Source organism: Actinoallomurus acanthiterrae, assembly GCF_054775715.1.
The window spans coordinates 254,302-280,666 of sequence record NZ_BAAHCO010000001.1; the positions used below are offsets into that span (position 1 = coordinate 254,302).

Annotated in this window: 33 protein-coding genes; 18 read left to right on the plus strand and 15 right to left on the minus strand. The window is 70.1% G+C overall.

Features of this window, described 5'->3' with window-relative positions; all coding sequences use genetic code 11:
- Nucleotides 1-9: 9 nt before the first annotated feature.
- The 3 genes from ACYVF7_RS01330 to ACYVF7_RS01340 all read left to right on the plus strand — a co-directional run bounded on the left by ACYVF7_RS01330 (nt 10) and on the right by ACYVF7_RS01340 (nt 2,200).
- Nucleotides 10-759 carry a PP2C family protein-serine/threonine phosphatase gene (locus ACYVF7_RS01330; RefSeq protein ID WP_460333541.1) on the plus strand — a complete coding sequence of 250 codons (750 nt, stop codon included), beginning with the start codon at nt 10-12 and terminating at the stop codon, nt 757-759.
- Nucleotides 760-1,015: 256 nt separating this feature from the next.
- Nucleotides 1,016-1,342: a DUF2752 domain-containing protein gene (locus ACYVF7_RS01335; protein ID WP_460357738.1), complete on the plus strand. Its 327-nt coding sequence runs from the start codon at nt 1,016-1,018 to the stop codon at nt 1,340-1,342.
- 72 nt (nt 1,343-1,414) lie between these two features.
- Nucleotides 1,415-2,200: an RDD family protein gene (locus ACYVF7_RS01340; protein WP_460333543.1), complete on the plus strand. Its 786-nt coding sequence runs from the start codon at nt 1,415-1,417 to the stop codon at nt 2,198-2,200.
- Nucleotides 2,201-2,272: 72 nt separating this feature from the next.
- Here the strand turns inward: ACYVF7_RS01340 and ACYVF7_RS01345 are convergent, their stop codons facing one another.
- Nucleotides 2,273-3,046, minus strand: a complete 774-nt coding sequence (locus ACYVF7_RS01345) for a hypothetical protein (protein ID WP_460333545.1) — start codon at nt 3,044-3,046, stop codon at nt 2,273-2,275.
- A 104-nt stretch (nt 3,047-3,150) separates the two neighbouring features.
- Here ACYVF7_RS01345 and ACYVF7_RS01350 point away from each other — a divergent pair, with 104 nt between their 5' ends.
- Nucleotides 3,151-3,948 (plus strand): ABC transporter ATP-binding protein, encoded by a 798-nt coding sequence (locus ACYVF7_RS01350; RefSeq protein WP_460333548.1) that lies wholly within the window; start codon nt 3,151-3,153, stop codon nt 3,946-3,948.
- A 216-nt stretch (nt 3,949-4,164) separates the two neighbouring features.
- Here ACYVF7_RS01350 and ACYVF7_RS01355 read toward each other — a convergent pair whose 3' ends face one another.
- Complete coding sequence (locus ACYVF7_RS01355) at nt 4,165-4,698, minus strand: hypothetical protein (RefSeq protein WP_460333551.1); 534 nt, start codon at nt 4,696-4,698, stop codon at nt 4,165-4,167.
- A gap of 131 nt (nt 4,699-4,829) precedes the next feature.
- On the opposite strand from ACYVF7_RS01355, the gene ACYVF7_RS01360 reads away from it, so the two are divergent.
- Nucleotides 4,830-5,081 carry a hypothetical protein gene (locus tag ACYVF7_RS01360; RefSeq protein WP_460333554.1) on the plus strand — a complete coding sequence of 84 codons (252 nt, stop codon included), beginning with the start codon at nt 4,830-4,832 and terminating at the stop codon, nt 5,079-5,081.
- 22 nt (nt 5,082-5,103) lie between these two features.
- Here ACYVF7_RS01360 and ACYVF7_RS01365 read toward each other — a convergent pair whose 3' ends face one another.
- Nucleotides 5,104-6,012 (minus strand): Rieske (2Fe-2S) protein, encoded by a 909-nt coding sequence (locus ACYVF7_RS01365; protein WP_460333557.1) that lies wholly within the window; start codon nt 6,010-6,012, stop codon nt 5,104-5,106.
- A gap of 205 nt (nt 6,013-6,217) precedes the next feature.
- On the opposite strand from ACYVF7_RS01365, the gene ACYVF7_RS01370 reads away from it, so the two are divergent.
- The 3 genes from ACYVF7_RS01370 to ACYVF7_RS01380 are packed head-to-tail and all read left to right on the plus strand — an operon-like array spanning nt 6,218 to nt 7,899.
- Nucleotides 6,218-6,670 (plus strand): NfeD family protein, encoded by a 453-nt coding sequence (locus tag ACYVF7_RS01370; protein WP_460333560.1) that lies wholly within the window; start codon nt 6,218-6,220, stop codon nt 6,668-6,670.
- Entirely contained in the window at nt 6,652-7,716 is a 1,065-nt protein-coding gene (locus ACYVF7_RS01375) for an SPFH domain-containing protein (RefSeq protein ID WP_460333563.1), read from the plus strand. Before ACYVF7_RS01370 ends, ACYVF7_RS01375 begins: the two co-directional genes overlap by 19 nt.
- 60 nt (nt 7,717-7,776) lie before the next feature.
- Nucleotides 7,777-7,899 (plus strand): hypothetical protein, encoded by a 123-nt coding sequence (locus tag ACYVF7_RS01380; RefSeq protein ID WP_460333566.1) that lies wholly within the window; start codon nt 7,777-7,779, stop codon nt 7,897-7,899.
- A 6-nt stretch (nt 7,900-7,905) separates the two neighbouring features.
- Here ACYVF7_RS01380 and ACYVF7_RS01385 read toward each other — a convergent pair whose 3' ends face one another.
- The 3 genes from ACYVF7_RS01385 to ACYVF7_RS01395 all read right to left on the minus strand — a co-directional run bounded on the left by ACYVF7_RS01385 (nt 7,906) and on the right by ACYVF7_RS01395 (nt 10,589).
- On the minus strand, nt 7,906-8,418 hold the full coding sequence (locus ACYVF7_RS01385; RefSeq protein ID WP_460333568.1) for an O-acetyl-ADP-ribose deacetylase: 513 nt from the start codon (nt 8,416-8,418) through the stop codon (nt 7,906-7,908).
- 580 nt (nt 8,419-8,998) lie between these two features.
- Entirely contained in the window at nt 8,999-9,214 is a 216-nt protein-coding gene (locus tag ACYVF7_RS01390; protein ID WP_460333571.1) for a hypothetical protein, read from the minus strand.
- A gap of 133 nt (nt 9,215-9,347) precedes the next feature.
- The gene (locus ACYVF7_RS01395; RefSeq protein ID WP_460333573.1) at nt 9,348-10,589 is read right to left on the minus strand and encodes an alpha/beta hydrolase; all 1,242 of its coding nucleotides are present in this window, start codon (nt 10,587-10,589) and stop codon (nt 9,348-9,350) included.
- A gap of 68 nt (nt 10,590-10,657) precedes the next feature.
- Here ACYVF7_RS01395 and uppS point away from each other — a divergent pair, with 68 nt between their 5' ends.
- The 4 genes from uppS to ACYVF7_RS01415 all read left to right on the plus strand — a co-directional run bounded on the left by uppS (nt 10,658) and on the right by ACYVF7_RS01415 (nt 13,917).
- Nucleotides 10,658-11,428: a polyprenyl diphosphate synthase gene (uppS, locus tag ACYVF7_RS01400; protein ID WP_460333576.1), complete on the plus strand. Its 771-nt coding sequence runs from the start codon at nt 10,658-10,660 to the stop codon at nt 11,426-11,428.
- 50 nt (nt 11,429-11,478) lie between these two features.
- Nucleotides 11,479-11,973: a hypothetical protein gene (locus tag ACYVF7_RS01405; protein WP_460333579.1), complete on the plus strand. Its 495-nt coding sequence runs from the start codon at nt 11,479-11,481 to the stop codon at nt 11,971-11,973.
- 138 nt (nt 11,974-12,111) lie between these two features.
- Nucleotides 12,112-13,332, plus strand: coding sequence for a lipase family protein (locus ACYVF7_RS01410; protein ID WP_460333581.1), 1,221 nt, complete (start codon nt 12,112-12,114; stop codon nt 13,330-13,332).
- 147 nt (nt 13,333-13,479) lie between these two features.
- Nucleotides 13,480-13,917, plus strand: a complete 438-nt coding sequence (locus ACYVF7_RS01415; RefSeq protein ID WP_460333584.1) for a YjdF family protein — start codon at nt 13,480-13,482, stop codon at nt 13,915-13,917.
- Here ACYVF7_RS01415 and ACYVF7_RS01420 read toward each other — a convergent pair.
- Nucleotides 13,914-14,579 (minus strand): hypothetical protein, encoded by a 666-nt coding sequence (locus ACYVF7_RS01420; RefSeq protein ID WP_460333586.1) that lies wholly within the window; start codon nt 14,577-14,579, stop codon nt 13,914-13,916. The two genes, ACYVF7_RS01415 and ACYVF7_RS01420, sit on opposite strands and share 4 nt — an antisense overlap.
- A gap of 89 nt (nt 14,580-14,668) precedes the next feature.
- Between ACYVF7_RS01420 and ACYVF7_RS01425 the strand changes: the two genes are divergently transcribed.
- From ACYVF7_RS01425 to ACYVF7_RS01435, 3 genes are all read left to right on the plus strand, one after another.
- Complete coding sequence (locus ACYVF7_RS01425) at nt 14,669-15,313, plus strand: TetR/AcrR family transcriptional regulator (RefSeq protein WP_460333589.1); 645 nt, start codon at nt 14,669-14,671, stop codon at nt 15,311-15,313.
- A gap of 83 nt (nt 15,314-15,396) precedes the next feature.
- The gene (locus ACYVF7_RS01430) at nt 15,397-15,981 is read left to right on the plus strand and encodes an RNA polymerase sigma factor (protein ID WP_460333591.1); all 585 of its coding nucleotides are present in this window, start codon (nt 15,397-15,399) and stop codon (nt 15,979-15,981) included.
- Entirely contained in the window at nt 15,974-16,957 is a 984-nt protein-coding gene (locus ACYVF7_RS01435; RefSeq protein ID WP_460333593.1) for a CU044_5270 family protein, read from the plus strand. Before ACYVF7_RS01430 ends, ACYVF7_RS01435 begins: the two co-directional genes overlap by 8 nt.
- A 69-nt stretch (nt 16,958-17,026) precedes the next feature.
- On the opposite strand, the gene ACYVF7_RS01440 is transcribed toward ACYVF7_RS01435, so the two are convergent.
- Together ACYVF7_RS01440 and ACYVF7_RS01445 are read right to left on the minus strand one after the other, a co-directional pair.
- Nucleotides 17,027-17,701 (minus strand): hypothetical protein, encoded by a 675-nt coding sequence (locus ACYVF7_RS01440; RefSeq protein WP_460333596.1) that lies wholly within the window; start codon nt 17,699-17,701, stop codon nt 17,027-17,029.
- A gap of 98 nt (nt 17,702-17,799) precedes the next feature.
- Nucleotides 17,800-18,960 (minus strand): aminotransferase class V-fold PLP-dependent enzyme, encoded by a 1,161-nt coding sequence (locus ACYVF7_RS01445; RefSeq protein WP_460333599.1) that lies wholly within the window; start codon nt 18,958-18,960, stop codon nt 17,800-17,802.
- A 61-nt stretch (nt 18,961-19,021) separates the two neighbouring features.
- Between ACYVF7_RS01445 and ACYVF7_RS01450 the strand changes: the two genes are divergently transcribed.
- Nucleotides 19,022-20,083, plus strand: a complete 1,062-nt coding sequence (locus ACYVF7_RS01450; protein ID WP_460357739.1) for a CapA family protein — start codon at nt 19,022-19,024, stop codon at nt 20,081-20,083.
- 33 nt (nt 20,084-20,116) lie between these two features.
- On the opposite strand, the gene ACYVF7_RS01455 is transcribed toward ACYVF7_RS01450, so the two are convergent.
- Nucleotides 20,117-21,406, minus strand: a complete 1,290-nt coding sequence (locus ACYVF7_RS01455; RefSeq protein WP_460333602.1) for a GH1 family beta-glucosidase — start codon at nt 21,404-21,406, stop codon at nt 20,117-20,119.
- A 78-nt stretch (nt 21,407-21,484) separates the two neighbouring features.
- Here ACYVF7_RS01455 and ACYVF7_RS01460 point away from each other — a divergent pair, with 78 nt between their 5' ends.
- A complete protein-coding gene (locus ACYVF7_RS01460) occupies nt 21,485-22,108 on the plus strand; it encodes a TetR family transcriptional regulator (protein ID WP_460333605.1) in 624 nt (207 codons plus the stop codon).
- Nucleotides 22,109-22,257: 149 nt separating this feature from the next.
- Here the strand turns inward: ACYVF7_RS01460 and ACYVF7_RS01465 are convergent, their stop codons facing one another.
- The 5 genes from ACYVF7_RS01465 to ACYVF7_RS01485 all read right to left on the minus strand — a co-directional run bounded on the left by ACYVF7_RS01465 (nt 22,258) and on the right by ACYVF7_RS01485 (nt 25,662).
- On the minus strand, nt 22,258-22,836 hold the full coding sequence (locus ACYVF7_RS01465) for a biotin transporter BioY (protein WP_460333608.1): 579 nt from the start codon (nt 22,834-22,836) through the stop codon (nt 22,258-22,260).
- Between the two features lie 155 nt (nt 22,837-22,991).
- Nucleotides 22,992-24,191 (minus strand): UDP-N-acetylglucosamine--N-acetylmuramyl-(pentapeptide) pyrophosphoryl-undecaprenol N-acetylglucosamine transferase, encoded by a 1,200-nt coding sequence (locus tag ACYVF7_RS01470; protein ID WP_460333611.1) that lies wholly within the window; start codon nt 24,189-24,191, stop codon nt 22,992-22,994.
- A 94-nt stretch (nt 24,192-24,285) separates the two neighbouring features.
- Nucleotides 24,286-24,741 carry an NUDIX hydrolase gene (locus ACYVF7_RS01475; RefSeq protein ID WP_460333614.1) on the minus strand — a complete coding sequence of 152 codons (456 nt, stop codon included), beginning with the start codon at nt 24,739-24,741 and terminating at the stop codon, nt 24,286-24,288.
- A 19-nt stretch (nt 24,742-24,760) separates the two neighbouring features.
- A complete protein-coding gene (locus ACYVF7_RS01480; protein ID WP_460333617.1) occupies nt 24,761-24,856 on the minus strand; it encodes a DUF397 domain-containing protein in 96 nt (31 codons plus the stop codon).
- On the minus strand, nt 24,856-25,662 hold the full coding sequence (locus ACYVF7_RS01485; RefSeq protein ID WP_460333620.1) for a DUF5753 domain-containing protein: 807 nt from the start codon (nt 25,660-25,662) through the stop codon (nt 24,856-24,858). The genes ACYVF7_RS01480 and ACYVF7_RS01485 overlap by 1 nt, the downstream gene beginning before the upstream one ends.
- 160 nt (nt 25,663-25,822) lie before the next feature.
- Here ACYVF7_RS01485 and ACYVF7_RS01490 point away from each other — a divergent pair, with 160 nt between their 5' ends.
- On the plus strand, nt 25,823-26,188 hold the full coding sequence (locus tag ACYVF7_RS01490; RefSeq protein WP_460333623.1) for an ATP-binding protein: 366 nt from the start codon (nt 25,823-25,825) through the stop codon (nt 26,186-26,188).
- Nucleotides 26,189-26,365: the final 177 nt, after the last annotated feature.

A 26,365-nucleotide genomic window follows, 5' to 3' on the forward strand; every position in this document is an offset into this window, starting at 1 on the left:
GGAATTCACATGAGAGTCGCCATTCGCTACGCCGCGGGATCGGATGTCGGTCGCGCTCGCGAGAACAACGAGGATTCGGCGTATGCGGGCCCCTGGCTGCTCGCAGTCGCCGACGGTATGGGGGGTCACGTCGGTGGGGAGATAGCAAGCTCCCTCACCGTCCAGACCCTCACGCCGATCGACGCCGAGGTCTCCCAGACCACCCTGGTGGAGACGCTCGAACGAGCCGTCCTGTCCGCCAACCAGGCGATCGCCCAGCGTGTCGAACAGGAACCGGCCCTGCAGTCGATGGGCACGACCTGTACGGCCATGCTCTGGTCGGGCACGCATCTGGCCCTCGCCCACATCGGGGACTCCCGCGCGTACATGCTGCGCGAGAGCATCCTCTACCAGATCACCGAAGACCACACGCTGGAGAAGATGCTCACCGGCGAGGACGGGGCAGCGCCGCACCTGGCGAACCGCCTCGTCCGGGTCCTCGACGGCAAACCGGATCGCAAGCCGGACCTGTCGCTGCGCGAGGCACTGCCGGGCGACCGCTACCTGTTGTGCTCTGACGGGTTGAGCGGTCCGGTCGGCGCCGAGACGATGCATCAGGTCCTGACCACCCAGCAGGATCCCGAGGGCGCCGTCCAAACGCTCATCGATCTGGCCAATCAGGGTGGCGGACCGGACAACATCACTGTCATCGTGGTGGACGTCATCACGGAGGGGGTGGAGGCACGGCCCCCGGTCGTCGTGGGCGCCGCCCGGCGCTGACGCCGATCCGGTCGCCAATGTCTCTGTGCGGTCACGTTCTGAGCTCTGAGGGTTCTTCGACTTGACCGTTGCCCTTCTTACTGCGATATAGGGTCCACAGGGCGTATAACGGCACCGGGTTGGAGGGGCAACTTTGGACGTCGCACGGGGGACTAGGGTCACCCCTGGTGCGCCGACCGCGCCGGCGCGGATGGTCGGCCGTCTCACCTCCGCCGCAGGCGACGGGGTACGGGGCGTGGCGATCCGTGCGGGCGGTATGGCCGTCGTGGCGGTTCTCGCGGCGTTTGTGCATCGTGCCCACGATCCCGGCATACTGTGTCCGCTTCGGGCTCTTACCGGAGTCCCCTGTCCTCTGTGCGGCGGTACGACCGTCTTCATGGAGCTGGGGGCCGCCCATCCGGCCAGGGCAGCCCTCGCGAATCCCTTCGCGCTCGCGGGGGCGATCAGTGTGGCAACGGCGCCGCTGGGGCTTGGGCGCCGTTGGTGGGCGATCTCACCACGTACCCGCGCATGGATGCTCGGCGTCGTGGTGGCCCTGTCCTGGCTATGGCAGCTTGCCCGGTTCGGGCTCCTGCAGTGGTGAATTTCATATCTCGTCACGGCGATCGCGGGCCCGGCTTGGCAGACGGGCGTCATTCGATGAAGGAGTAACAGCGTGAGCACCCCCTACGACCCGTACGGCCAGGGTCAGCAGCAGCCCGGGTACGGCCAGCAGCAGCCCGGATATGGCCAGCAGCAGCCCGGATATGGCCAGCAGCAGCCCGGGTACGGGCAGCAGCAGCCCGGATATGGCCAGCAGCAGCCGGGCTATGGGCAGCAGCAGCCCGGGTACGGGCAGCAGCAGCCGGGCTATGGGCAGCAGCAGCCGGGCTACGGCCAGCAGCAGCAGCCCGGGTACGGGCAGCAGCAGCCGGGTTATGGCCAGCAGCAGCCGGGTTACGGTCAGCAGGACTACGGGCAGCAGCAGGGGTACGGCCAGCAGCCCGCCGCGTACGGCCAGCAGTACCCGCAGCAGGGCTACGGCACCGGCTACAACCAGGGCCAGTACGCCAGCTGGTTCTCGCGGGTCGGCGGGTACATCGTCGACGCCTTGATCGTCGGCGTGCCCTACGGCCTCCTCTACGGCATCGGCGGGGCGATCGGCGGAGGCGGCGGCGCCGCGCTCATCTTCCTGGGGCTGCTGGTCGGCTTCGGCCTCGGCCTGTGGCTCTGCTACCAGGAGGGCACGACCGGTCAGACGCCCGGCAAGAAGGTCGTCGGCATCAAGCTCGTCAGCGAGACCACGGGTCAGCCCATCGGCTTCGGCATGGCGTTCGTGCGCAAGCTCGCGCACTTCCTCGACAGCCTCGCCTGCTACATCGGCTGGCTCTGGCCGCTGTGGGACGACAAGAGCCAGACGTTCGCCGACAAGGTCTGCACCACCATCGTCGTCCAGGCCTGACCCCGAAGGCCACACGACAGACGCCTCGGCGACCGCGGAAGCGATCGCCGGGGCGTTTCACGTACGACGGGATCAGCGGACGGGGTCCAGGACGCTGTTGCAGGCGGCGACCCGGGCCCGCCGCACCGCGCGGTCGAGCGTGCGCAGCGCCTCGGCGCGGCGCTGGATGTGCGCGGCGGACAGCCCCGCGCTCTCGGTGGAATGTGCCAGGTCCACCACCACGGCCAGTCGGCTCGCGAGCGCCGCGACCCGGTGCGCGCGTGCGGCGTACCCCGGCGCCAGGCCGCCGACCTGCTCGTGGCGGTGCGACTCGCGCAGCGCGCTGAGAGCCTCGGCGATCTCCGGTCGCCACTCCTGGCCGCCGTCCACGGACAGCAGCGCCTCGGTGGCATCCCGGACGGCCATCGTCAGCTGATGATCGGCCTCCGGCAGCGCCGGTGTGTCCGGGGTGCCGTGGCGCGTCTCGTGCACCTCCCAGCGCGTGCCGACGTACGACGAACCCCGGCGGTCCTCCGCCGGGATCAACCCGAGCGACCGCTCGCCGACCGCGGCGAGCACGGCCTCTCCCGCGTCGATGGCCGCCGTGTTGAAGTCCGGCGGACCGGTCAGCCCGAGCGGGTCACCGGGGGCGGGCAGCGCGAGGCGCAGCGCGGCGAGCCCCGCCACGCGGAGCGCACCGAGGCCCCGCCGCAACGGAAGCTCGCCGTCCTCCCCGGGTACGCCGACGACCACGTGCGGACCGCCCTGACGCTCGACGGCGTCGGCGGCCTCGTCGAGCCCCACGTGGCCGGTCAGCCAGGCGTTGCCCCAGGCGACAAGCCCGGTGGAAGGGTGAGTGAGGCGCATGCCGACCACCATAAGCCGTCCATAATGCCGTAGGTTCGTTCCGTGACCCGGAGAGCGCCCGGCGGCATCCCGCCGGACGCTCCGCGCGCAAGGGGAAGGATGCGATGGCCGGCGAGGTACTCCGACTCAAGGGCGTCGAGGTCCGGCGCGAAGGCGCGTCGCTGCTGCGCGACGTCGACTGGGCGGTCGCGGAAGACGAGCGATGGGTCATCGTCGGTCCGAACGGCGCCGGCAAGACGACGCTGCTGCAGGTCGCGGCCGCCATGCTGTTCCCCACCGAGGGCAGTGTCGAGCTACTGGGCGAGTCCCTCGGCAAGACCGACGTCTTCGAGCTCCGGCCCCGCATCGGCCTGTCCAGCGCGGCGATCGCCGACAAGATCCCGTCCGACGAGAAGGTCATCGACATCGTCCTGACGGCGTCGTACGCCATCATCGGCCGGTGGAAAGAGGAGTACGACTCGACGGACGTCACACGCGCCGTCGAGCTCCTCGACGCGCTCGGCTGCGCGCACCTGATCCGCCGCCGGTTCTCCACCCTGTCAGAAGGCGAGCGCAAGCGGGTGTCGATCGCCCGCGCCCTGATGCCCGACCCCGAGCTCCTCCTCCTGGACGAACCGGCCGCCGGCCTCGACCTCGGCGGCCGCGAGGACCTCGTCGCCCGCCTCACGGCCCTGGCCACCGACCGCCTCGCGCCGACGATGGCCCTCGTCACCCACCACGTCGAGGAGGTGCCGGAGGGGTTCACCCACGCGATGCTGCTGCGTCGTGGCTCGGTGGTCGCCACGGGCAAGGTCGACGAGGTGTTCACGGACGAGATGCTGTCCGAGTGCTTCGGCCTGCCCCTGACGGTCGAGCGCCAGGACGGCCGCTGGCACGCCCGCGCCGTCGCCCCGCGCGTCTGAACGGAGACGGCCCGCCGATCGCGTGACCACTTGATTACTGTCGGCGCCTAATGCACAATGGTCTCAGCCTCGGGCAGTAGCTCGAGGAAGTGAGCCCGACTCCTGTCCGGACGGTCAGCAGTCGGGTTTCGCGCTTTAATGATCCTCGCCTCGGGCCGTAGCTCGAGGAAGTGGGCCCGGCTCTTCTCCGGACGGTGATGGGTCGGGTTTCGCGTTTCAGACCACCTGACCGACGTTCTTCGTCAGTTCAATGATCGGTTGGACTCGACGTCGCCAGTCGCCGCCTGCGCCGTAGGCCCAGGCGAGCGCGTCTGGCAGCCACAATCCGGGCTCCTCGTGCGGCCGCAAATGAGCGTAGCCGAGGTGCTCGGAAGCCTTGCGAAGCGTCTGGGCAATGCAACTTCGATCGAAATGGTCCATGGTCTCTCGGCTTTCGATGACCAGGCGGCCGGCTTGGCGGTCGACGAGGTCGAACACGAGTGCCGCCAGACATTCGCGTCGCACTGGCAGTTCTTTGCCGCAGCCCTCGTAGATGAGTGCCCGCACGGCGCCACAGCGAGCGATCACGTCGAGGATCTGCCGTTGTCGCGGTGTCGACTCGTGTTTGAAGTGCCAGCGCCGCTGGCCGGGGAGGCAGAGGCCGCGTAGGAGCCGTCGTACCTCGTCCAGGCGCGAGGTATCCACGGTCGCCGCGCACAGGATGTACCGGTCGCGGCGTGCGGATTCGTCGACGAAGGCATGAATGGGCACTCGGAGGGTCGTATTCGTGTTCGATCGAATACGTATTGTGATCGACGTATTTGGTGACAGCTCCGTGTCGGTCCGGTTGGGCGGCCAGGGTGGCGGGTATTAATCGAATATGCGTTCGAAAGGGGAGTGGTGTGAAGGGTGACCGGGTTGAGGTCGTGATCGATGCCGGAGGGGCGACCCGCACCTATGAGGTCGTGGCGACGCGCGCGGGTCGCCGGGTCGAGGTCGTCACGCGCCGGGGTGTCGTCGAGGTCGTCGAGGTCACGCGCACCGGTACGCCCGTACGGACCGCTCGGTTCATGGCGAGTCGCATTCTCGCGCTGGTCGAGCACCCGGTGAACGATCGGGGAGACTCGCGGGCCGAAGCCGAGGACAAGGAGTAGCCGCCGGACGAAAGACACCCTCCTATCGGGCGGGGCGTACCTGGATCATGCCGTTGTCGCCGACTCGCGTCTCGAAGGCGGGCTGGCGGCCGGTGGCGGGGCCGTGGACGACGGTGCCGTCGCTGACCCGGAAGGTGCTGCCGTGCCAGGGGCAGACGACGCAGGTCTCCTCGTCGATCTCGACCATGCGGCCCTGGTGCAGCGGCCCGTCGAGGTGGGAGCAGCGGTCCGCGAGGACGTAGACCTCTTCGCCCTCGCGCAGGACGAACAGGCTGATGTAGCCGAGGTTCCGGTGGACCGGCCAGCCGTCGGGCAGCTCCTCCATCGGGCACAGGTCATGCCAGCCGAGTGGGCCGAGGTGCGTGATCGACTCGGCGTGGCTCGGCCCGGCCGCCTGCCGGAACGCAAGGTGCCCGCCGAGGTACGCGCCGGCGACCAGGGCGGTCAGGCCGGCGAAGGACAGGGCCTTGCCGGTGCCGAAGTAGCCGCGCCGGCGGGCGACGAGCGAGGCGGTGTAGAGCGTTCCCGCGGTGATGTTTCCGACCGCGTGGACGAGGCCGACGCGCTGCTGCTCGCTGTGCAGGGACGACCAGTCCGCGATTCCCGTGAGCGCGGTCGGCACCGAGGCCGCCAACCCGGTCGCCACGAGCACCTCGGCCGCCCGATCGGTCCCCGGGAGCAGGTCGAGCACGGCGGCCGACATGAAACAGCCGATCGGAATGTCGGTCAGCGGTGGATGGGCGGGATGGCCGACCGGGACTCCGTGCAGCAGGTCCTTGACGGGTCCTGGGGGCAGCAACCGCCGTACGACCTTCGTGATGAACCGGGCGGACCCGTCGAGGGCGTTGGCGTGTTCGAGGTCCTCGGCGACCTTCAAGGGACGGGGCCGCACCAGCGACCGGGAGATCCTGCTCACCCGTTGGCGGTTCACCGCACCTCCTCGGCTGGCTTCGCTTTTCGGACACTAGTCTGCCGTGCTTACGTCCCCAGCACTCGGGGTCCTACCCGTAATGATTTTCCCCAGCACGTCGGCGGGCGCGCCGTGATTCCGTGAAGTATCGCCCGCTCGGGCGGCGGCAATCGGCTCGTGCGGAGTTACCGTGGATTCAGGGCCGTGCGTCCTTGAAGGAGTCCCGATGCCGGCGTGGGTGGTCTGGCTGATCGTGGCCGCGGTTCTCGGCATCGCCGAGGTGACCACGCTGACGTTCGCGCTCGGGCTGATGGCGGTCGGCGCGCTCGTCGCCGCCGTGACCGCGTCGGCGGGGCTTCCCGTGCTGGTCCAGGTGCTCGCGTTCGGCGCGACCTCGGCCGCCGGGCTGGCCGCCGTACGCCCGATCGCCGTCCGGCACATCAAGCAGCCGCCGCTGCTCCGCAGCGGCACCGCGGCGCTCGTCGGCCGTGAGGCGCTGGCTCTCACCGAGGTCTCCCGCTACTCGGGCCGGGTGCGCATCGGCGGTGAGGAGTGGAGCGCGCGCCCGTACGACCCCGGAGTCGTCATTCCTGAGGGGGCGGCCGTCGACGTCCTCGCCATCGAAGGCGTCACCGCCCTCGTTCATCCCCAGGAGGACCCATGGCCGATCTCGCCCTAGCGGTCATCATCGCGCTGGTCATCGGACTGCTCTTGGTGGCGACCGTGGTGATGCGGACCGTCTGGATCGTGCCCCAGGCCCGCGCGCGGAACGTCGAGCGCTTCGGGCGCTACCGCAAGACCCTGCAGCCGGGTCTGAACGTCATCGTGCCGTTCGTCGACCGGGTCAAGCCGCTGATCGACCTGCGCGAGCAGGTGGTGGCGTTCCAGGGGCAGCCGGTCATCACCGAGGACAACGTCGTCGTGCACATCGACACGGTGCTGTTCTTCCAGGTCACCGACCCGCGGGCGGCCGACTACGAGATCGTCGACTACATCAAGGCGATCGAGCAGCTGACCGCGACGCAACTGCGGAACGTCATCGGCACGCTGGACCTGGAGGCGACGCTGTCGTCCCGCGACCGGATCAACACGGCGCTGCGCGGCGTGCTGGACGACGCCTCCGGCAAGTGGGGCATCCGTGTGACGCGTGTGGAGATCAAGGCGATCGAGCCGCCGCAGTCCATCAAGGACGCGATGGAGAAGCAGATGCGGGCGGAGCGGGAGAAGCGCGCCACCATCCTGCAGGCCGAAGGCGTACGCCAGTCCCGGATCCTGACCGCCGAAGGGGAGAAGCAGGGCGCGATCCTGCAGGCGGAAGGCGCGCGGCAGGCCGCGATCCTCAAGGCCGAAGGTGAGGCCAAGGCCATCGAGCAGGTCTTCACCTCGATCCACGAGAACGATCCCGACCCGAAGCTGCTCGCCTACCAGTACCTGCAGACGCTGCCGAAGCTCGCCGCCGGCGAGGGCAACACCTTCTGGGTCATTCCCGGCGAGATGACGTCCGCGCTGCGGGCGGTGACTGCGGCGTTCGGCGGCCAGGCCGGAGAGGCCGAGGAAGCCGAGCGGCACGGCCGGCCGAGGGCGAAGAACGAGGCCGCGGCCCCGGTGCCGGAGCCCCGCCCGGGCGCCGTCGAAGGCCCGGATGAGCAGACCGCGCTGCGGGAGCACACGCCGCCGTTCGAACTCGCCCCGGGCCGCGCGGACGCCGCCACCGAGGTGCCGTAAAGAAGCCGTAAACGCCCTCCCGCCTGGTGAGACCACACCGAGAACGACGGGAGGGCGGACATGACGCGACTGGCCGTCATCATCGCGAGTACCCGCAACGGACGGTGGCCGCTGCTCGACCAGCTCGTCTGGTGGGCCCGTGCCCTGCGCGACGCCCGCACCGCCCGGCCGTACACGGTCTGACGCCCCTTACTCGGCCAGCGCTCGGGCGAAGGCCTCGTGGACGTCGGCGGTGAACAGCACGAACCGCGCCTCCTCCACCCGGCTCGGCGTCGCCCGTACGGTGCCGACCGCGACGCGGGCCGCGTCGTCCAGCGGCCAGCCGTAGATCCCGGCGGACACGGCGGGGAAGGCGACCGTCGCGGCGCCGAGCTCGTCGGCGACCCGCAGCGACTCCCGATAGCACGAGGCGAGCAGCTCGGACCGGTCCTCGGATCGGGAGTACACCGGGCCGACCGTGTGGATCACCCAGCGCGCGGGCAGCCGCCCCGCCGTCGTGGCCACCGCCTGCCCCGTCGCCAGGCCCCCGCCGTAGTGGGACGCCCGAAGGTCACGGCAGGCCGCGAGGATCTCCGGCCCGCCGCGGCGGTGGATCGCACCGTCCACGCCGCCTCCGCCGAGAAGCGAGGAGTTCGCGGCGTTGACGATCGCGTCGACCTCCTGCTCGGTGATGTCCCCCTGAACCAGCGTGATGGACGTCATCTGACCATCCAACCGCTCCCGGACCGCATCCGTCGACCGCTCCGCCGGCCGCGCACGGCATCGAAATCCCGCTCGATACCAATATTGATGTTGGCCGCCATATTACGAACCTCTGGGATTTTAGGTCGATTGGCGGGAGATACTGGTTACGTAACGCCCTTAAATCAGGTCTTAAAAGGGCGTAATGGGCAATAATTGCGCATCTCAAGGTAGGCAGGTGACTTAACGTGCTGAGAAAGGCGATTGCCGTCTGCGGCCTGGTGACCGCCGCCGCTGGTTCCTTGGGCATGGCGTCGTCCGCGTCCGCCCAGCAGTATCCGCCGGTCGGCTTCTACCCGACGCGGCTCGCGCCCGGCGTCTCGGTCTCGTTCGTGCCCGGGATGGCGACCTACACGCCGCGGCTCGCGCCGGTCGTGATGACGGGCCCGGTTCTCTCGCCGCCGGTCGTGACGACGGGACTCCCGCCGGCCATGACGACCCGAATCCCGTCGGCCATGACGACAGGATTCCCACTGTATCCGTCGGGCGTGACGACGGGGTTCCCGCTGTACCCGCAGTCGCCGGGGGTGACGATCATCATTCAGTCGCCGAGTGAACGGTCGACGTCGCGGTCCCAGACCCGATCGCAGACGCAGTCCATGTCACAGACCACGTCGCGGTCCTCGTCGGAGTCGTCGGGGCAGGTCTCGCTGGTCGGTTCGGAGGAGCCCGGTTCGCGGCAGGACGCCTCGGGGCAGGATTGTTCGACGAACTCGACGGGGCAGAACGTGCCCTCGTACTCCTCGGAGAGCGGCACGACGAGCCAGGGCTCTGCCGAAGAGAGCGGTAGTTGATCGCAATACCGGCGTGTTCTCCGACGCCGGGTGGAAGTGGGCCGGGTCACCGATTCGATCGGTGGCCCGGCACTGTTCTGTTCGGTAGGTGAATCGTCAATTCTTGCAGTGGACGGCGCGCATCCGGGAATAGGGCGCTGACGCTCCGCTGAGGAGAGGCTCCGGCAGCGACCGTACGGTGTGGTCGAGGAACGCGGCCACGTACACGCCGGTGATCCGCAACCCCAGGCCGCCGTCGATGGAGCCCAGCGCGAGGAAGCGGCGGAGGGGCGCGGCCAGGTAGTAGGAGGCGTAGTCGCTGAAGTTGAAATGGTGGCTTCCCGCCAACTCGTAGCACCAGGCCGCCCCGGTGCTCGCGGTCAGCAGCGTACGGGCGGTGGCGACGTCGGCGCGGCTCACGGCGTCGGTGGCCCGGCACACGCCGGTCACGCAGGACCCCGCACTGCCCACGATCATCATCGGCCGGTCGAGCCCCGTCCGTACGACCGGGCCGAACTGGGTGCCGTCCAGGTTCACGGCGCCCGCGCAGTGCGCGTCGAGACGACAGGCCTCCAGCGACGCCACGCCGCCGAAGGAGTGGCCGATGTACGCCGGGTGCGCCGCGTCGACGTGCCCGGCGAACCGCTGCCCCAGTCCGGCGACGCGGCCTGCGGCGAAGCGCGCGTCGGCGGCCCAGATCGCGACGATCCGGTCACCGGCCTGAGCGGCGGCGCCCGTGTGGAGGTTCGGGGCGTTGAACGCCGGTGGATTCCCTGCCGTCGTCGCGTGCACGGCATGGCCGTGCAGCACGGTGAGGTTCGCGGTATAGGTCGGGGTGACACCGGCGACGAGGTAGCCGTGGCTCGCCAGGTCCTCGGCCAGCGCGGTGTACTGCGGCGCTGCGAAGCCCAGCCCGGGCAGCAGGACGACGACCGGGAACCGGCCGGCCGCCACCGGCGCGCCGTCGTACGCGTGCACCCGGACGGCGCCGAACCTCGTCTCGCCCAGCCCGGGCAGGCTCCCGAAGTGCAGGCCGTTCCACGCGCCGGGCAGGTACGCCGCGCGGCGCCCACCCGATGGCGCGGCCGGGTACCAGAGCCAGACCGACAGCTCGCGCCGGGCGCCGGGACGCGGGGCCAGCGGGTCGGTGCGCGCCGGGTCGGTCCAGTCGAACGTCGTCCGGCCCACCGGGTACGCGCCGGTCGGAGCGGGCAGCGTGATCGGTCGCGTGTGCCGGATCGTGGCATAGCCGACGTACGCCCCGGCGGCGAGCACCACGGCGGACAGGACCGCCAGCGTCACCGTCACGACCCGCCGCCATCTCGGGCGTTCGCGCGTTGCAGGATGCCGTTCGCTCATGGCAGGCATAGTACACGTCGCGTAGTACGCAATGCGTAGTACGGTGGGATCTCGCAACGGAGGTGACAATGTCCACCCTTCTTCACACGCTCTACGCCCGCCGCCTGCGCCGGCAGGTCACGAATGGCCCGCTCCCCGAGCACGTCGGGCTGATCATGGACGGCAACCGCCGCTGGGCCCGCCAGATGGGCCTGGAGAATCCGAGCCTCGGGCACAAGTACGGCGCCGAGCACGCGGAGAACGTCCTGTCCTGGTGCGAGGCCGTGGGGATCAAGCACGCCACCGTGTTCCTGTGCTCGACGGAGAACCTTCAGAACCGCGGTGACGCCGAGGTCGCCTTCCTCATGGAGGTCATCGAGCGGATGGTGGCGGACCGGCTCGGCCGCCGGGACGCCCGCTGGCGGGTCCACGTCGCGGGCATGCTCGACGCGCTGCCCGACACGACGGCCCGTGCCCTGAAGGACGCCGTGGAGGCCACCCGCGACTGCGCGACCGGCGCCCACGTCACGCTGGCCGTCGGTTACGGCGGCCGGCAGGAGGTGATCGACGCCCTCCGTGACCATCTGCACGAGCGAGGCGAGGCCGGAGAGTCCCTGGCCGATGTGGCACAGGCCCTGACGGTGGACGACATCGCCCGGCACCTCTACACGGCGGGCCAGCCGGACCCGGACCTCATCATCCGCACCAGCGGCGAACAGCGGATGTCGAACTTCCTGCTCTGGCAGAGCGCCTACTCGGAGCTGTACTTCTGCGAGGCCAACTGGCCCGCGTTCCGCGAGATCGACTTTCTGCGAGCGCTGCGCAGCTTCGCCGCCCGGCAACGGCGTTACGGCGCCTGACACGTCGTTTCGATCTGGTCGGGCGGTCGGTGCGGTGTCATGATCAGTCCATGGACGCGCCGTTAGTGAGATGGCGTACGGCGATCAGCACTCGGGTCGTCGTGAGCCTGATCATCATTGTCTTGGCCGTGTTCGAGGCCGGGCTCGTGGCAGATCTGGTCGACGAACGTAGAACAGGGTTGATCGTCCCGCTGCTGCTGTTCCCTCCCTTCGCCGTATGGCTCTGGTGGAACGCCTTCCGGCCCTCGATCAGCCTCACGTCCACCGAGCTCGTGCTCCGCAACAAGCGCCGGACCGAGCGCGTCGACCTACGGACGATCGAGGCGGTCATGCCGAGCTCCGAGGGGCTGGTCGTCTTCGTCGGCGGCCGGGCCGCGTACGTCGGGTGGGCGGTCCAGAAGTCGAATCTCGCCTTCTGGCTGCGCCGGCCGGGCCGTGCCGACGAGGTGGCGGAGCGGATCCGGCACGCAGCCTTGGCCGTCGGCGCACCCGTCCGTCCGGCGTTCGGACTGCCGGACGTGCCGCCGCCCGACTCACCCAGGTGAACGCCTGACGGTTTGTCATTTTCGGGGTGATCGCGCGCCGTTGATTTGCGGATGGTCGCCTATCTCTCGGCAGGCGGAAGGGGGATAGTCCAGGTCCCCGCATCCGGAAGGTCCGGTGCCCCCACACTGGAGTGACCGATGAGACCGGTTGCCAGAACCGCCCTCACCCTGCCGATCGCCGCCGCGGCCCTCACCCTCCTGGCGGGCACTGCGTCGGCCGTCGACCCGCCGCCCGCCGGCTCCGTCCCCCCGGACCAGGACCCCTTCTACAGCGCCCCGGCGGACATCGGGTCCTACCGGCCGGGCCAGGTCGTCGACGACCGGAAGATCACCCCGAAGGCCGGCGACCTCGCCGACACGGTCGACGCCTGGCAGATCTCCTTCCGTACCGACGACTCGCACGAGCAGCCTGAACTGGCGGTCACGACCCTGCTCGTCCCGAAGAAGGCCTGGGCGGGCGGTGGCCCCCGGCCCGTCGTCTCGGTGCAGGCGGCCGAGGACTCCACCGGGACCCAGTGCGCGCCGTCGTACGGGGTCTCCTCGGGTCAGGGGTACGCCGCGTCGTCCGCCTTGTTCGCCGGTTCCGTCCTCGACAAGGGCTGGGCGGTGGCGATGCCCGACTTCGAGGGGCCGAAGTCGGTGTTCATGGGCGGCCCGCAGGCCGGGCACGCCGTGCTCGACGGCATCCGGGCGGTGCGGAACCTCGGCGCGGGCGGCGTCGGCGCGAGCAACCCGTGGGCGCTGAACGGTTACTCCGGTGGCGCCCAGGCGACCGGCTGGGCCGCCGAACTCCAGCCCTCCTACGCACCGGACGTGCGGCTCGCCGGCGTGGCCATGGGCGGCACCCCGGCCGACCCGGCCGCGGTGGCGCGGTCGCTGGACGGCGGGGCGTTCTCCGGCTTCGAGGCCGCCGCCACCGTGAGCCTGGCCGCGGAGTACCCCGAGGCGGGAATCGAGGAGCTGACCAACGCCCAGGGCAAGGAGGCCTTGCAGAAGGCGCGCGGCAAGTGCCTCACCGACCTGATCACCGGGTTCGCCTTCAAGCGGCTCGCGGACTACACGACCGTGCCCGACCCGCTGTCCGTGCCGTCCGTCGCCGCGATGCTCGCGAAGAACACCATGGGCGCGGCCGCCCCGGCGGCGCCGGTCTACGACTACCACGCGAACACCGACGAGATCGTGCCCGTCGCCCAGGCCGACGCGGTCGCCAGGGCGTGGTGCGCCAAGGGCGCCACCGTGCAGGTCGTCCGGGACGCCATCGGCGAGCACGCCCTGGAGGCCCTCGTCCGGGGAGGCGACGCCCTGTCCTACCTCGCCGACCGCTTCGCGGGCCGGACACCCCCCGACACCTGCGCGTAGACTTCGAGGCGCACACGAAAACGCGGCCCGGTAGGTAGCCCGGGCGCCGTCGATTCGACGGTCTGTATCCGCCCTCTCCAGGGATGTCCGGTGTGCCGGAATCCGGCCTCGTCAGGCCGGTGCTCGGCATACATGCTGGAGGGGACGATGAGCGCCGTGACGCTGACCGTGTGTTTCGAGGACCCGTTCTGGGTCGGCATCCTGGAGATCGCCGAGGACGGCGAGGTGCGCGCCACCCGCGTCGTGTTCGGCGGCGAGCCGACCGACGCGGAGCTGCACGAGTTCCTGCTGCGGCATGGCACCGCACTGCTGGACAAGGCCGCCGCCAACCCGCCCGTACCGGCGGACGCCCGCCCGTCGCAGCGCCGGGTCAATCCCAAGCGCGCCGCGAAACTGGCCGCCCGCGAGGCCGCCCGCATCGCCCAGGGCCGGCGCGGCACCGCCTCACAGGAGGCCGTACGCCTGGAGTTCGAAGAGCGGAAGACGCAGGCCGCGGCCGACGCCAAGGAGCGGAAGGCCGCCCGCGCCGAGCAACGGTACGAGGCCGCCCGCGCCAGGAAACGAGCCCGCCGGCGTGGGCACTAGGCGGCTTTGGGTTCGGAGCGCGGCATCCAGCGGCGTGCGGCCCAGGCGGCGATCGCCAGTACGAAGCCGTAAGCGGAGACCAGGCCGTGGCCGTTGTCCTGGGCGAACCACATCGCCAGCCCGAGTGCCGGGACGGCGATCGCCAGGGCCTGGTGCTTCCTGACCGTGGTGCGGGTCAGCAGGGCCAGGGCCAGGCTCGCCCCGAGGAAGTAGGTGGCGCCGGAGCTGCCGGCGAAGTTGCGGGGATCGGTGCTGGGGCCGCTCCCCAGGCCGAGCAGGGCGTCGATGTGTTCCGGAAGGAGGACGCCGGCGAGGAAGAAGACGCCGGCCGTCCAGCCGCCCCAGAGCCACTGGGCGAGCGCGGCGACGATGGCCAGGGTGGCGATGTTCCAGGCGGCGCCGCCGACACCGCCGTTCTGCATGAAGACCGAGGTGAACACCCGCCACCAGCCGGTCTTGGCCGGGTCCTGGTCGAGCGCGGCCATGGCGCCCGACCAGCACAGCTGCAGGACGACGCCGGCCAGGGCCAGCGCGGTCAGCCCGACGGCGACCCAGGGGATGGGGCGCTCGCGCAGGGTGTCACGCCCGGCCGCCGCGAGACCGCTATTGATCATCATGATCATCAACGCGGCCGTGGTCGCGAAGAACAGGACATTCCCCAAGGCGCACACCTTTTCCAACAGTGTTCGAAACTGAGGGCAACGCTAGCACACGATTCAAACACCGTTCGAAATGCCGGTACGGTGGAGCGATGAAGCTCACCAAGGAGCGGATCGTCGACGCCGGCATGGCCACGTTCGCCGAGGTCGGATACCACGGACTGTCCATGCGCCAGGTGGCGGACCGGCTCGGCGCACACGCGGGCAGCCTGTACTACCACGTACGCAACAAGAACGACCTGCTCGCGATGATGGCCGACCGCGTCTGCCGGCAGGCCTACGACGCCGGCACCGCCGCCGTGGCCGCGCTCCCGCCCGAGTCCAGCTGGCAGGACGAGATCGAAGCCCAGGCCACCGCGCTGCGCCGCGTCATCGAGCAGCATCCCGGCGGGGCCATCCTGCTGGCCGAGAGCCCCAAAACGCTCAGCCCCGGCGCACTGTCGATCATGGAACGCCTCCTGCGGACCCTCTCGGCGGCCGGCGTCCCCGCCGAGCACCGCATCATCGCCGCCGACACCCTTCTCAGCCACGTCACCGGGTTCGTCCTCCAGGAGCAGGCCACGTTCGAGATCCCGGCCGTTACTGAGGAGACCTACGCCGACCTGGTCGAACGCTTCCCGCACGTCTTCGAGGAGGCGCCCCGCCTGGACCAGGACGAGAGGTTCCGGCGGAGCGTCCGACTCCTGTGCGCGACCGTCGACGCCTTCATCGAGGAGAGCACGCCGACAAAGGCGTGAACTCGGGGCGGGGCTCGCGGAGAGATACCTGCGACCGATCCCCGAGTGAAAGGGTCGCCCATGCCCGGACAGGCATCCCCGAGATGATCGCGGAATCCGTGTCACCGCCGGACTCCAAGATCATCTCCGTTTCCCGTGACGATCCGGACGCCTTCGCGGCGCTCTTCGACCGGTATTCGGCGATGCTCTACCGCTATGCCGTCAAACGTCTCGGACCGGAGGTCGCCGAGGACCTGGTCGGGGAGACGTTCCTGGTCGCCTTCCAGAAGCGGCACCGGTACGACCCCGGCCGTGCGGACGCCCGGCCCTGGCTGTTCGGCATCATCACGAAGCTGATCGCCCGGCACCACCGCCGGGAACGCGCCCGCTATCGGGCGTTGGAGCGCGCTCTGCCCGAGGAGGCCGCCGACAGTCCGGTCGATCGGGCGCTGGCCGAGGTCGCGGCGCAGAGCGTCCGGCCCGAGCTGACCAGCGCCCTGGCCGAGTTGTCCCGTGGCGACCGTGACGTCCTGTTGCTGATCGCCTGGGCCGACCTGTCGTACGAGGAGACCGCGACCGCGCTCGGCATCCCGATCGGCACGGTGCGCTCGCGCCTCAACCGAGCCCGGCGCAAGGTGCGTGCCGCCTTCGGCGGAACCGACCCCACGAAGGAGCACAGCGATGGATGAGATGACGATGCTCCGTGAGCTCGGACGCAAGCTCGACCGCGAACCTCCGGCCACGCTGGCCCGCCAGCGCAATCGGATCACCACGACTCGGGCCGTACGAGGCCGTCGGCGATGGCGGCCCGTCCTCGCCGGTGGCGTCGTCCTGACCAGCGTGGCCGGCGCCATCGTGACGCAGTCGTTCGGCGTCGGTGACCGGCGGCCCGGGGCGGTCGCGGAGGCGGCAGTGATGCTCGACCGGGCCGCGGCCGTGGCCGACGGTCTTCCGCGTCCGAGCCCTGGACAGTACCTCTACATCGACGGCAGGAACTGGACCCTCACCTACGTCGATGGCAAGGGATGGAAGGGGTTCCGGGCTGAGGACCGCGCCGACTGGTTGCCGGTCGATGGGGGCAAGCCGGGCCTGTTCCGGTTGCGGCAGAGCGGTACCGGGCCGTTCCCGCCGAATGACGGGGCTCCGGTGCCCGGCCAGGATGGCTGGACTCAGGAGTGGGTCTGCGATCGCGCGATGGGACAAGAGGAGTCCAAGGCGTGGGATCTGACCCGGCCGCCCGCGAACTGCTCGATGGAGGCGGCGTACCGTCGGGATCTTCCCACCGACGCGTCCGGGATGCTGCGCCACCTCTACAAGGACGGGGACGGTTCCAAGGAGGACCGAGCGTGGGAAAACGCCGGTGACCTGCTGGGCGGAGCGATCCCACCGCCGTCGCGCGCGGCGCTGTTCCGGGCGCTCCGCAGGATCCCGGACGTGACCTACGTCCCCGACACGACGGATGCCACGGGTCGGCACGGCGTGGCCGTCGCGCGGGTGGTGGACGGGCACATCAGGGAGGAGTTGGTGTTCGACCGGACGACGTACGCCTATCTCGGCAGCCGCAGCGTGCTGGTCCGGTCGTTCGGGGGACGACCGGCCGGCATCGTGAGCGGGGCCACGGCGGTCCGCACGGCGTACGTCGACCAGATCGGGCGGCTTCCGTGACGAGGCGGCTCAGAGCGCGGTGATGAGCTGCCGGATCTCGTCCACGGCGGAGTGGCTGGAGCGGTCCCGTCATCGTCGGCCGCGGTGCCGCGTTCGGTTGTCGTGTCGCCGGGCCGGCTCTTTGCGGCGCATCGCGATGATGGAGGCCGCACCGGACGCCGCCGTACCGAGCCCGGCGATGACGGCCCCGACCGCGGCGAGCAGCGCGGTGCCGTCCGGCCCGTCTCCCTGGCTCCCGCTCATCGGCGCGATGGTCGGAACAGCGGTGACGGTCACCGTGATCGTGGGGACCGGGGGGCTGGCGGAGCCGGGCGACGGTGCGGTGGTGGCGGTCGGGAAAGAGTCGGGGGGCGAGGCCGAGGCCGAGTCGGTGGGTGACTCCAGTGTCGGGGTGATCCCAGGTCCGGGGGGTGAACTGTTGTTGTCCGACCCGCTCGACAGCAACATCAACACCACGCCGGAGAGGACGATCAGGACGAGGACGGCCCCCGCGGCGAGTCCGGCGCAGCACGACCGGCGCGCGGCCGGGCCGGTCCTCCTGGCCTGCGGCGGCACCGGGAAGGGTGCCGCCGGTGGGCCCGGCCAGGTCGGCTCGTACTCCACGGGTCGAGCCGGAGCCGGCTCGCCGGGCTTCGTGGTGAAGGGCTCCGATCGGCGGTTCTGCCGGAGCTGTAAACCGGCGAGCGTAACGCCGAGCGCGCCAATGATCGCTGCGAGGAGCGCGGTCACCGTCGCCGTCTGCATGTCTGGAGACTATGGTCCGTCACGGTACGTGGGCGTCAGATGGCTGAATGTGGCCTGCTTCGTAACGACAGCGTCAGGTCGAGGGCCGTCTCTCCACGTCAGAGCGCGGTGATGAGCTGCCGGATCTCGTCCTCGGTGGTGTAGTAGTGCACCGACGCGCGTACGCGGGGCGCCGGCTGCGCGCCCTCGTCGTACCGGTACGTCTGCTGGGAGACCCGCACGTTGATCCGCCGCTCGGCGAGCGACGCCACGATCTCGGCGGGCTCCCGGTCGCGGTGCGTGAACGTCACGATCCCCGACCGGTGCAGGCCCCGGTCCCGTACGGTGACGGCCGGGTTCTCCGCCAGGGCCGCCCGCAGCAGGGCGCCGAGCTCGAGCACGCGCCGTTCGATCGCCTCGACGCCGACCTCCAGGGCGTACTCCGCGGCGGCGCCGAGGCCGAGCTGCCCGGCGACGGAGCGTTCCCACGACTCGAACCGGCGCGCGTCGCCGCGCAGCTCGTACGAGTCCGGTCCCGTCCAGTCCGCGGCGCGCAGGTCGAGGAACGGCGGCTCGATACGGTTCAGCACCGACCGCCGCACGTAGAGGAAGCCGGTGCCGCGCGGGCCGCGCAGGAACTTGCGGCCCGTGGCCGACAGCAGGTCGCAGCCGATCTCCTCGACGTCCACGACGAGCTGGCCGACGGACTGGCACGCGTCGAGGAGGTAGAGCGTCCCCGCGGCGCGGGTCAGGCGGCCGACCTCGGCGGCCGGGTTGATCAGTCCGTCGTGGGTGGGGACGTGGTTGATCGCCACGAGCCGTACGTCGTCGTCGAGCGTGTTCGCCAGGGCGTCGAGTGAGATCTGGCCGTACTCGTCGTCCGGCACGACCTCGACCTTCACGTCGTGCCGGCGCGCCGCGTGGAGGAACGCGATCGTGTTGCTGGAGTACTCGCTCGCGGTCGTGAGGATCCGGTCGCCGGCACGGAACGGGATGCCGTAGAACGCCATGTCCCAGGCGCGCGTGGCGTTCTCCGCGTAGGCGATCTCGTCGGGGTGCGCGCCGATGAGGCGGGCCAGGGAGTCGTACGTGCCGGTGATCCGGGGAGCGACGGCGTCGGCCGCCTCGTACCCGCCGATGCGCGCCTCGAGGTCCAGATGGTCGTGTACTGCGTCGATCACGGTCCGTGGGGGCAACGCCGCTCCGGCGTTGTTGAGGTGCACGACCTCCGCGCAGCCGGGGGTCTCCGCGCGAATGCCCGCGATGTCGAGCAAGGTCACTCCATTATCCGTGATGGGCGAAACGTGTCATTCTTGTGACTTCCCTGGGGAGGGGGACGTGATGCGGCGTGCGGTACTGGCGGCTGCCCTGGCCGGTCTGGCCGGTCTGGCGGCGGCCTGCGGTGGTGGCGGTGGTGACGCGAAGCGTCCGCCGCGTGCCTCCGCTCCGCCCGGTCAGACGGCGGGCGGCGCGGACGACGGACCGATCACGGTGGGGTTCGCCGGGGACGTCCACTTCAATGGGCCGCTCGCCAAGCGGCTGGCCGACCCGGCCACCGCCCTCGGGCCGATCATCTCCGAGCTGAAGCGTCCCGACCTCATGATGGTCAACCTGGAGACGGCCATCACCACGCGGGGGAAGAAGGCGCCGAAGGAGTTCACCTTCCGTGCCCCGGCGAGCGCGTTCGACGCGCTGCGGTCCGCCGGCATCGACGTGGTGACCATGGCCAACAACCACGCCATGGACTACGGAACGGTCGGCCTGCACGACTCCCTCGCCGCCATCAGGAAGTCGCGGTTCCCCGTCGTCGGCATCGGCGCGAACGCCGCCCAGGCGTACCGGCCCTACTACGTGACCGTGAAGGGCAACCGGATCGCGGTGCTCGGCGCCACCCAGGTCCTGGACGACAACCTGGTCACGGCGTGGACGGCGACCCCGAAGAAGGGCGGCCTGGCCTCGGCGAAGAACGTCCCGCGCCTCGTCCAGGAGGTCCGCGCGGCGCGGAAGAAGGCCGACACCGTCATCGTCTACCTGCACTGGGGCCAGGAGCTGAACCCCTGCCCGCTGCCCCGGCAGAAGACGCTGGCCCGCGCCCTCGTGCGGGCGGGCGCCGACGTGGTCGTCGGCGGGCACGCGCACATCCCGCTCGGCGGCGGCTTCATGCAGGGCCGGTACGTCGACTATGGGTTCGGCAACTTCTTCTTCACCGCCCCGGACCGGAACGACCCCCACTCCGGCATCCTCGAGTTGACCCTCCGCAAGCGGAAGATCATGAAGGCCGAGTGGAAGCCGGCGTACATCACCAAAGGCGTGCCGCGGCTGCTCACCGGCGCGGCGGCGACCCGCGATCATGCGAGGTGGGACAAGCTGCGCCGCTGCACCGGCCTCATCGCCACCCCTTGATCGCGACAGAACCGGCCATACCGCCATCCCTGATCAGGAGCAGGCCGCGATGAGGTCGCGGTACCAGGCGTACGACGCGCGTGGCGTTCGCTTCTGCGTCGCGTAGTCGACGTGGACGAGGCCGAAGCGCGGATGGTAGCCCGAGGCCCACTCGAAGTTGTCCAGCAGCGACCAGACGTAGTAGCCGCGTACGTCGACGCCGTCGTTCATCGCCGCCCGTACGGCACCGACGTGCGCGTTCAGGAAGCCAATCCGGTCGGTGTCGTTGAGCGACTCGTCGTAGGAGCAGCCGCTCTCGGTGATGTACACCGGCGGCAGCGCGGCACCGTACCGCTCCCGCAGGTCGACCAGCAGCCGGTGCAGCCCGTCCGGGACGACCGGCCAGCCCAAGCCCGTCGTCGGGAAGCCGCTCAGGTCCCGGATCGCGAACGGCAGACCGTCGTCGTCGGGTGCCACGACTCCGGTCGGGTTGTAGTAGTTGACCCCCAGCGCGTCGATGGGCGCGGCGATGACCTTCAGGTCGCCGTCCCGGACGTGGGCCAGGTCCAGGCCGAGGCCGGGGTAGCGGCCCAGCAGGATCGGATCGGTGAACTGCCAGTTCAGCAGGGCGTCGAAGGCCACGGCCGCCGTGACGTCCTCGGGGCCGTCGCCGGCCGGCCAGGCGGGCGTGTAGTGGTTGGAGATCCCGATCCGGGCCGCTCCTTCGGCGCGCAGGGCGGTCGTGGCGAGGCCGTGGCCGAGCAGTTGGTGGTGGGCGGTGGGCAGGGCATCGAGCATGAGCGTCTGCCCGGGCGCGTACAGGCCGAAGGCGTAACCGTAGGACATCACGACCATCGGCTCGTTCAGCGTGATCCACAGGTCGACCCGGTCGGCGAGCCGTTCGGCGACCAGCGCCGCGTACTCGGCGAACCGGTAGGCGGTGTCCCGGTTCATCCAGCCGCCCTCGTCCTCCAGCGGCTGCGGCAGGTCCCAGTGGTACAGCGTGGGCACGGCCGCCACCCCACGTGCGGCGAGGCCGTCGACGAGCCGGTCGTAGAAGTCCAGGCCCTTGGGGTTGGCGGGGCCGCTGCCGGTCGGCTGGACCCGAGGCCAGGCGATGGAGAAGCGGTACGCGTGGGCGCCGAGCCCGGCGATCAGGTCGAGGTCCTCGACCCAGCGGTGGTAATGGTCGCAGGCGACGTCGGCGGTGTGCCCGTCGCGTACCCGGCCGGGCTCCCGGCAGAAGGTGTCCCACGTGGACGGACCCCGGCCGTCCTCCGTTGTCGCACCCTCGATCTGGAACGCCGACGTCGCGACGCCCCACTGGAAGTCAGAGGAGAACACAGGCGGCCTCCGCAGAACGTGAATGGATCTCGGATCCTACGCGCCGGTATCACCGTCGGAAAAGGCATGATTGAACGTGTGACGACGGATAGCTCGGCGCTGCGCCGCCGACCTGCGCAACGACGGAGTGCCGAACGCGTCCAGCGCATGCTGGACGCCTGTGCGGAGATCCTCGACGAGTCCGGGTACGACGGCCTGTCCACCACCAAGATCGCCCAACGGGCGGACGTCGCGATCGGCTCGGTCTACCAGTTCTTCCCCGACAAGAAGGCGATCGCCCAGCAACTCGCGCTGCGCAACCTCGACATGTTCGGCGACCGGGTGGCGGGGGCGCTCGCCGAGGACGAGTTCACGCACTGGTACGACGCCGTCGGCACCGTGATCGAGATCTTCGTGGACATGCACCGTACGGTCCCGGGCTTCCGCGTCCTGCGCTTCGGGGACATCGCCGACGTCCACCTGCTCGACGTCGCGGCCGAGAACAACGCCGTCGTCGCCGGCCGGCTGAAGGGCCTGCTCGTCTCGGCGTTCGAGCTGCCGGACAACGGGGAGTTCGCCACCGCGCTCGCCGTCGCCGTCGAGGCGGCCGACGCCGTGCTCAAGCTCGCGTTCCGCCACGACCCCGAGGGCGACCCGGCGCTGCTCGCCGAGGTGAAACGCCTGATCCACGGGTACCTGGCGGATCACCTCGACGGCCGATGAACGACGCGGACCCGTCCCCGTACGGGGCGGGGCCCGCAGGTGGCGTCTGTCGGGGATGAACCCGGCCGCGTGCACGAGGACCGGGCCCGCGTCGTGCCGATGCGGCCCGGGCCGGTGCGCCGGAGACGGCGCCCGGCCGGACCGTCAGGTCAGCGGCGGAAGAGCCGCCAGGCGCCGGGCAGCAGCCCGGCGGCGAGGGCGATCTTGATCGCGTCGCCGATGAGGAACGGCCGGACGCCCATGCTCAGCGCCGTGCCCAGGTCGCTGTGGGTCCAGGCCATCAGCCACGGCACCCCGGCAGCGTAGATCACCGCGAGGCCGAGCGCCATCGTGCCCACGGTCCGCAGCGGCGACCGGTCACCACCGCGCGCGGCCAGGGCGCCGACGACGGCCCCGGCGAGCACGAAGCCGATGATGTAACCGAACGACGCCATGTGCCAGCCCGAGGCGCCCTCGGCGAACCACGGCACGCCGACCATTCCGGCGAGCGCGTACAGCACCATCGAGGCGGCACCCCGGCCGAGCCCGAGCGCCGCGCCGGACAGCAGCACGGCGAAGGTCTGGCCGCTCACCGGCACCGGCGTCCCGGGGATGGGCACGCTCACCTGCGCGGCGACCCCGACGAAGACGGCCGCGCCGACGACGAGCGCGACGTCACGAACCAGCCGGCCCGGCACCAGATCGCCGAGCACGGCCGGACGGGTCGCCACAGCCTGCGTGTTGGACACGAAGTACCTCCCTTTCGAGGGTTATCGCGCTCATTGTCGCTTCTAAGGGCCGCTCTCGGCGGGCGGCGGTCCCGCCAAAAGATGCCACCCCGGCTTTGTACGCCCACTCGCGCCGCGATGGAGCCCGCGTGCCGGAGACCGTCGGCGGGCCGTCCTCAGCGCTGTGACTCGACGACGGACAGCAGGACGTCGACCAGCCGGTCGGCCGCGTCGGGACGGCCCATTTCGCGGGCCCGCTGCGCCATCGTCGTACGCCGCGCGGGGTCGGTGAGCAGGGGCTCCACGGCGGCGCCCAGGGCCTCCGGCGTGGTCTCCCCGACCAGCGCGACGGCGGCGCCGACCTCCTGCAGGTGGCGCGCGTTGTGCGCCTGCTCGTCACCCGCGGAGGAGGCGAGGGGGATGAGGACGGACGCCTTGCCCAGGGCGGTCAGCTCCGCGATCGTCCCCGCGCCGCTTCGGGAGATCACCACGTCGGCCAGGGCGAGGACGTCTGGCAGCTCCGGACCCACGTAGCCGGTCAGGAGGTAGCGCGACGCCGCTTCGTCCGGCAGGCCCGCGGTGTGCTGCCGCATCTCGGCGAGGAGGTCCGGGCCGCACTGGTGGATGACGTTGGCGTGGGACAGCAGCCACGGGAGGATGGCGGCGACGAGGGTGTTGATCTGCTTTGCCCCCTGGGCGCCGCCGGTGACGTACACGGTCGGGCGGCGCGGGTCGAAGCGGTGCAGGCCGAGCCCGTGGACCGCCTTGTCCGGCTGCCCGGACAGCACCTCGGGCCGCACCGGGTTGCCGGTCACCACCGCCGCCGAGCGCACCGCCTCGGGGAGCAGCGGCAGCGTGGACTCCGAGGACACGGCGACGCGTGTCGCGCGGCCCGCGAGGGACCGGTTGGCCAGACCGAGGCGGACGGTCTGCTCGTGGACCACCAGCGGACGGCGGCGCATACTGGCCGCCAGACCGACCGGAACGGCGACATAGCCGCCCGTGGCCAGCACCATGTCGGGCCGGAATCTCTTGACGATCCGGCGAGCCTGGAGCACGCCCAGCGGCACCCGCAGCATGTCCTTCACATTGGCCGGCGAGAGCATCTTCAACGGGTTGCTCGACCGGCGGATCTTCCCGGTGGCGACCGAGGCGAACCGGATGCCCTCACCGGCCGCGACGCGGGACTCCAGACTGTCGGCGGTCCCCACCCACAGGACGTCCAGCCTCCGGCCGGAGGCCGCGAGCCTGGCCTGCAGCGTGCGCACTGCGGTGAGAGCGGGGTACGTGTGGCCGCCCGTCCCACCACCCGTGACGATCAGGCGGAGAACCTGATCCGGAGCGGACGGGAGACGGCCGGCGGTGTCGCTGTACACGGAGAGAGCGCCAATCTGATCACGTGGACGGAATCCATGCCACGCTATAGGCGATCAAGGCGCTCCCTCCCCGCAACGGAAGATCGCCTCGGTTTTAGCCCCAGCCGTGGAGGGCGAGGGGCGTACCGGTCAGGTAGGCGTCGATGCCGGCGGCCGGGTAGCCGATCGTGTTGGACGGCAGGGCGGCCGGGTCGCACCACAGCAGCTTGTCGCACTTATGAGGCTCGGCGTTGTACGGCTCGCCTTCCCAGCGGGCGGTCGCGAAGAACATGCCGACCCTGGCGACGTCGGGCCGATGACAGTGGTGGACGACGGCGGCGAGCCGCAGGTCGGCGGGGTCGATCCGGACGCCGACCTCCTCGCGCACTTCCCGGACGGCGCCGTCGGCGACGGATTCCCCCGCTTCGAGGTGACCGCTGGGCAGGTGGAACATGCCGTCGCCGTACCCGGTGTTCTGGCGTTCCAGAAGCAGGATCTCGCCGCCGCGCTCCAGGATGACGTGCACGTCGATGATCGACCGATACCGCTCCGGCATGCGCCCCCTGTTCACGTAAAGACGATTCTCCTTCTCAGGCCTTTACGACCTCGATGACTTCGACACAGTTACCAGAGTTTCCGCTACGGGTGGACTTGCGCCACTCATCGGGGGTGAGGAGTTCGTCCATCACAGGGCCTCCATGGCCTCTCTGATCAGTTGCAGGGACGGGGCGACAGGTAGGGCTACCTGTCCGATCCGGTCGTATCTGTCCCAGTATTCTCTGACCTCGGAGGGGGAATCGACAAGACGTCCACGGCCGGGCGCTTCGGTATAGGCGACGTCGCCGGCCTCCCCGTAGATCAAGGTGAAGCTCCCGTCAAAACCTGCATGAGCCCCGGACGACAGAGGAACGACTCGGATGCCCACGTTGGGGCGTTCGGCCATCTCCAGGAAATGTGCGAGCTGGTCGCGCATGACCTCTGCCCCTCCTACCGGCCAGTTGAGCGCGTTCTGCGACAGCAGGACGTAGAGGCTCGGTGGCGGTGTCTTGCTGAGAATGGCCTGCCTGGCGATCCTCCGCTTCACCTGATCCTCGGCATCCGCAGAGCCGAGCTCCCTGATGAGGGCTGCCGCGTACTCCGGGATTTGTAAGAGGCCGGGAACGGCCAGTGCCTCGTACGCCTTGACCACCGATGAGGCGGCCTCGTACTCGAGGTATTCGCGAAACCACTCTCTCGAGCCGTCCCGCTTGGCGTACCTCACCAGCCGGGTGAAGTGCTCCCCGAGATCCCAGTGCGCATCGAGCGTCTTGGCGTCCTCCTCTTTGATCTTCCTGCGGCCCGCCATGATGTTGGAAACGTTGGAGTAGCTGCGGTTCAGCAGTCGCGCTACGGCTGCGTAGGACATTCCGGACTTCTTGGTTTGGAAACGCAGGTCGATTGTTATCCAATCCCACATCGACGAGTCCGGATCGAGCTTGATCTCGCTTGTCATTCGCGCCACCGGCCTTTCCAACTGTCCCGGGAATGGTAGCGACCTATTCGAGGGCCAGTCCAGACTTCTCGACATTACGCAGAACAGCGCGGAACGAAGTCGAATGTCGGGGGTGACCAGGGTGCGGACCAAAGCGCGAGAATCCCTAAGGGTGTACCCCGTGCCGTCCTCCGCCGGTGAAGCGCGTAGGTGGATCAGGCAGGCGCTGCAGGTCAATAGGTGCGAGGAGTGGCTGGATAACGCCACGCTGATCGTCTCGGAGCTGGTCACCAACGCCTACCGGCACACGCAACGGCCGGCGACTCTCTACTACAGCGAGTGGGACTGCCGCCCCTGGATAGAGGTGGTGGACGAGTCGGCCATCTTTCCTGATTTTCACACCATCGACACCCTTGGGGAGACCGGACGAGGTCTCAAGGCGGTATCCAGGCTGTCTGTCATATGCGGTTATTGCCGCATAGAGAGCTCGAGCTTCGTGGGGAAGGTGGTTTTCTCCGCTCCGAGAAAGGACCGCGACGGTCTCTAAGGCCGTGGTGCGCGCGCAGACGTGGCCTTGCATGGTCACGAGGGGGCTCCGGGTTTGAGGGGACTCGGAGCCCCCTTACCGTTGCGGGCCGTCGAATTACTCGCTGTCGGGCGAGTGACCGACCCCTGTGTGGGTGGGCTGTGGCCAACCAAGAGCGCTTGTGATGGAGGTGGCGAG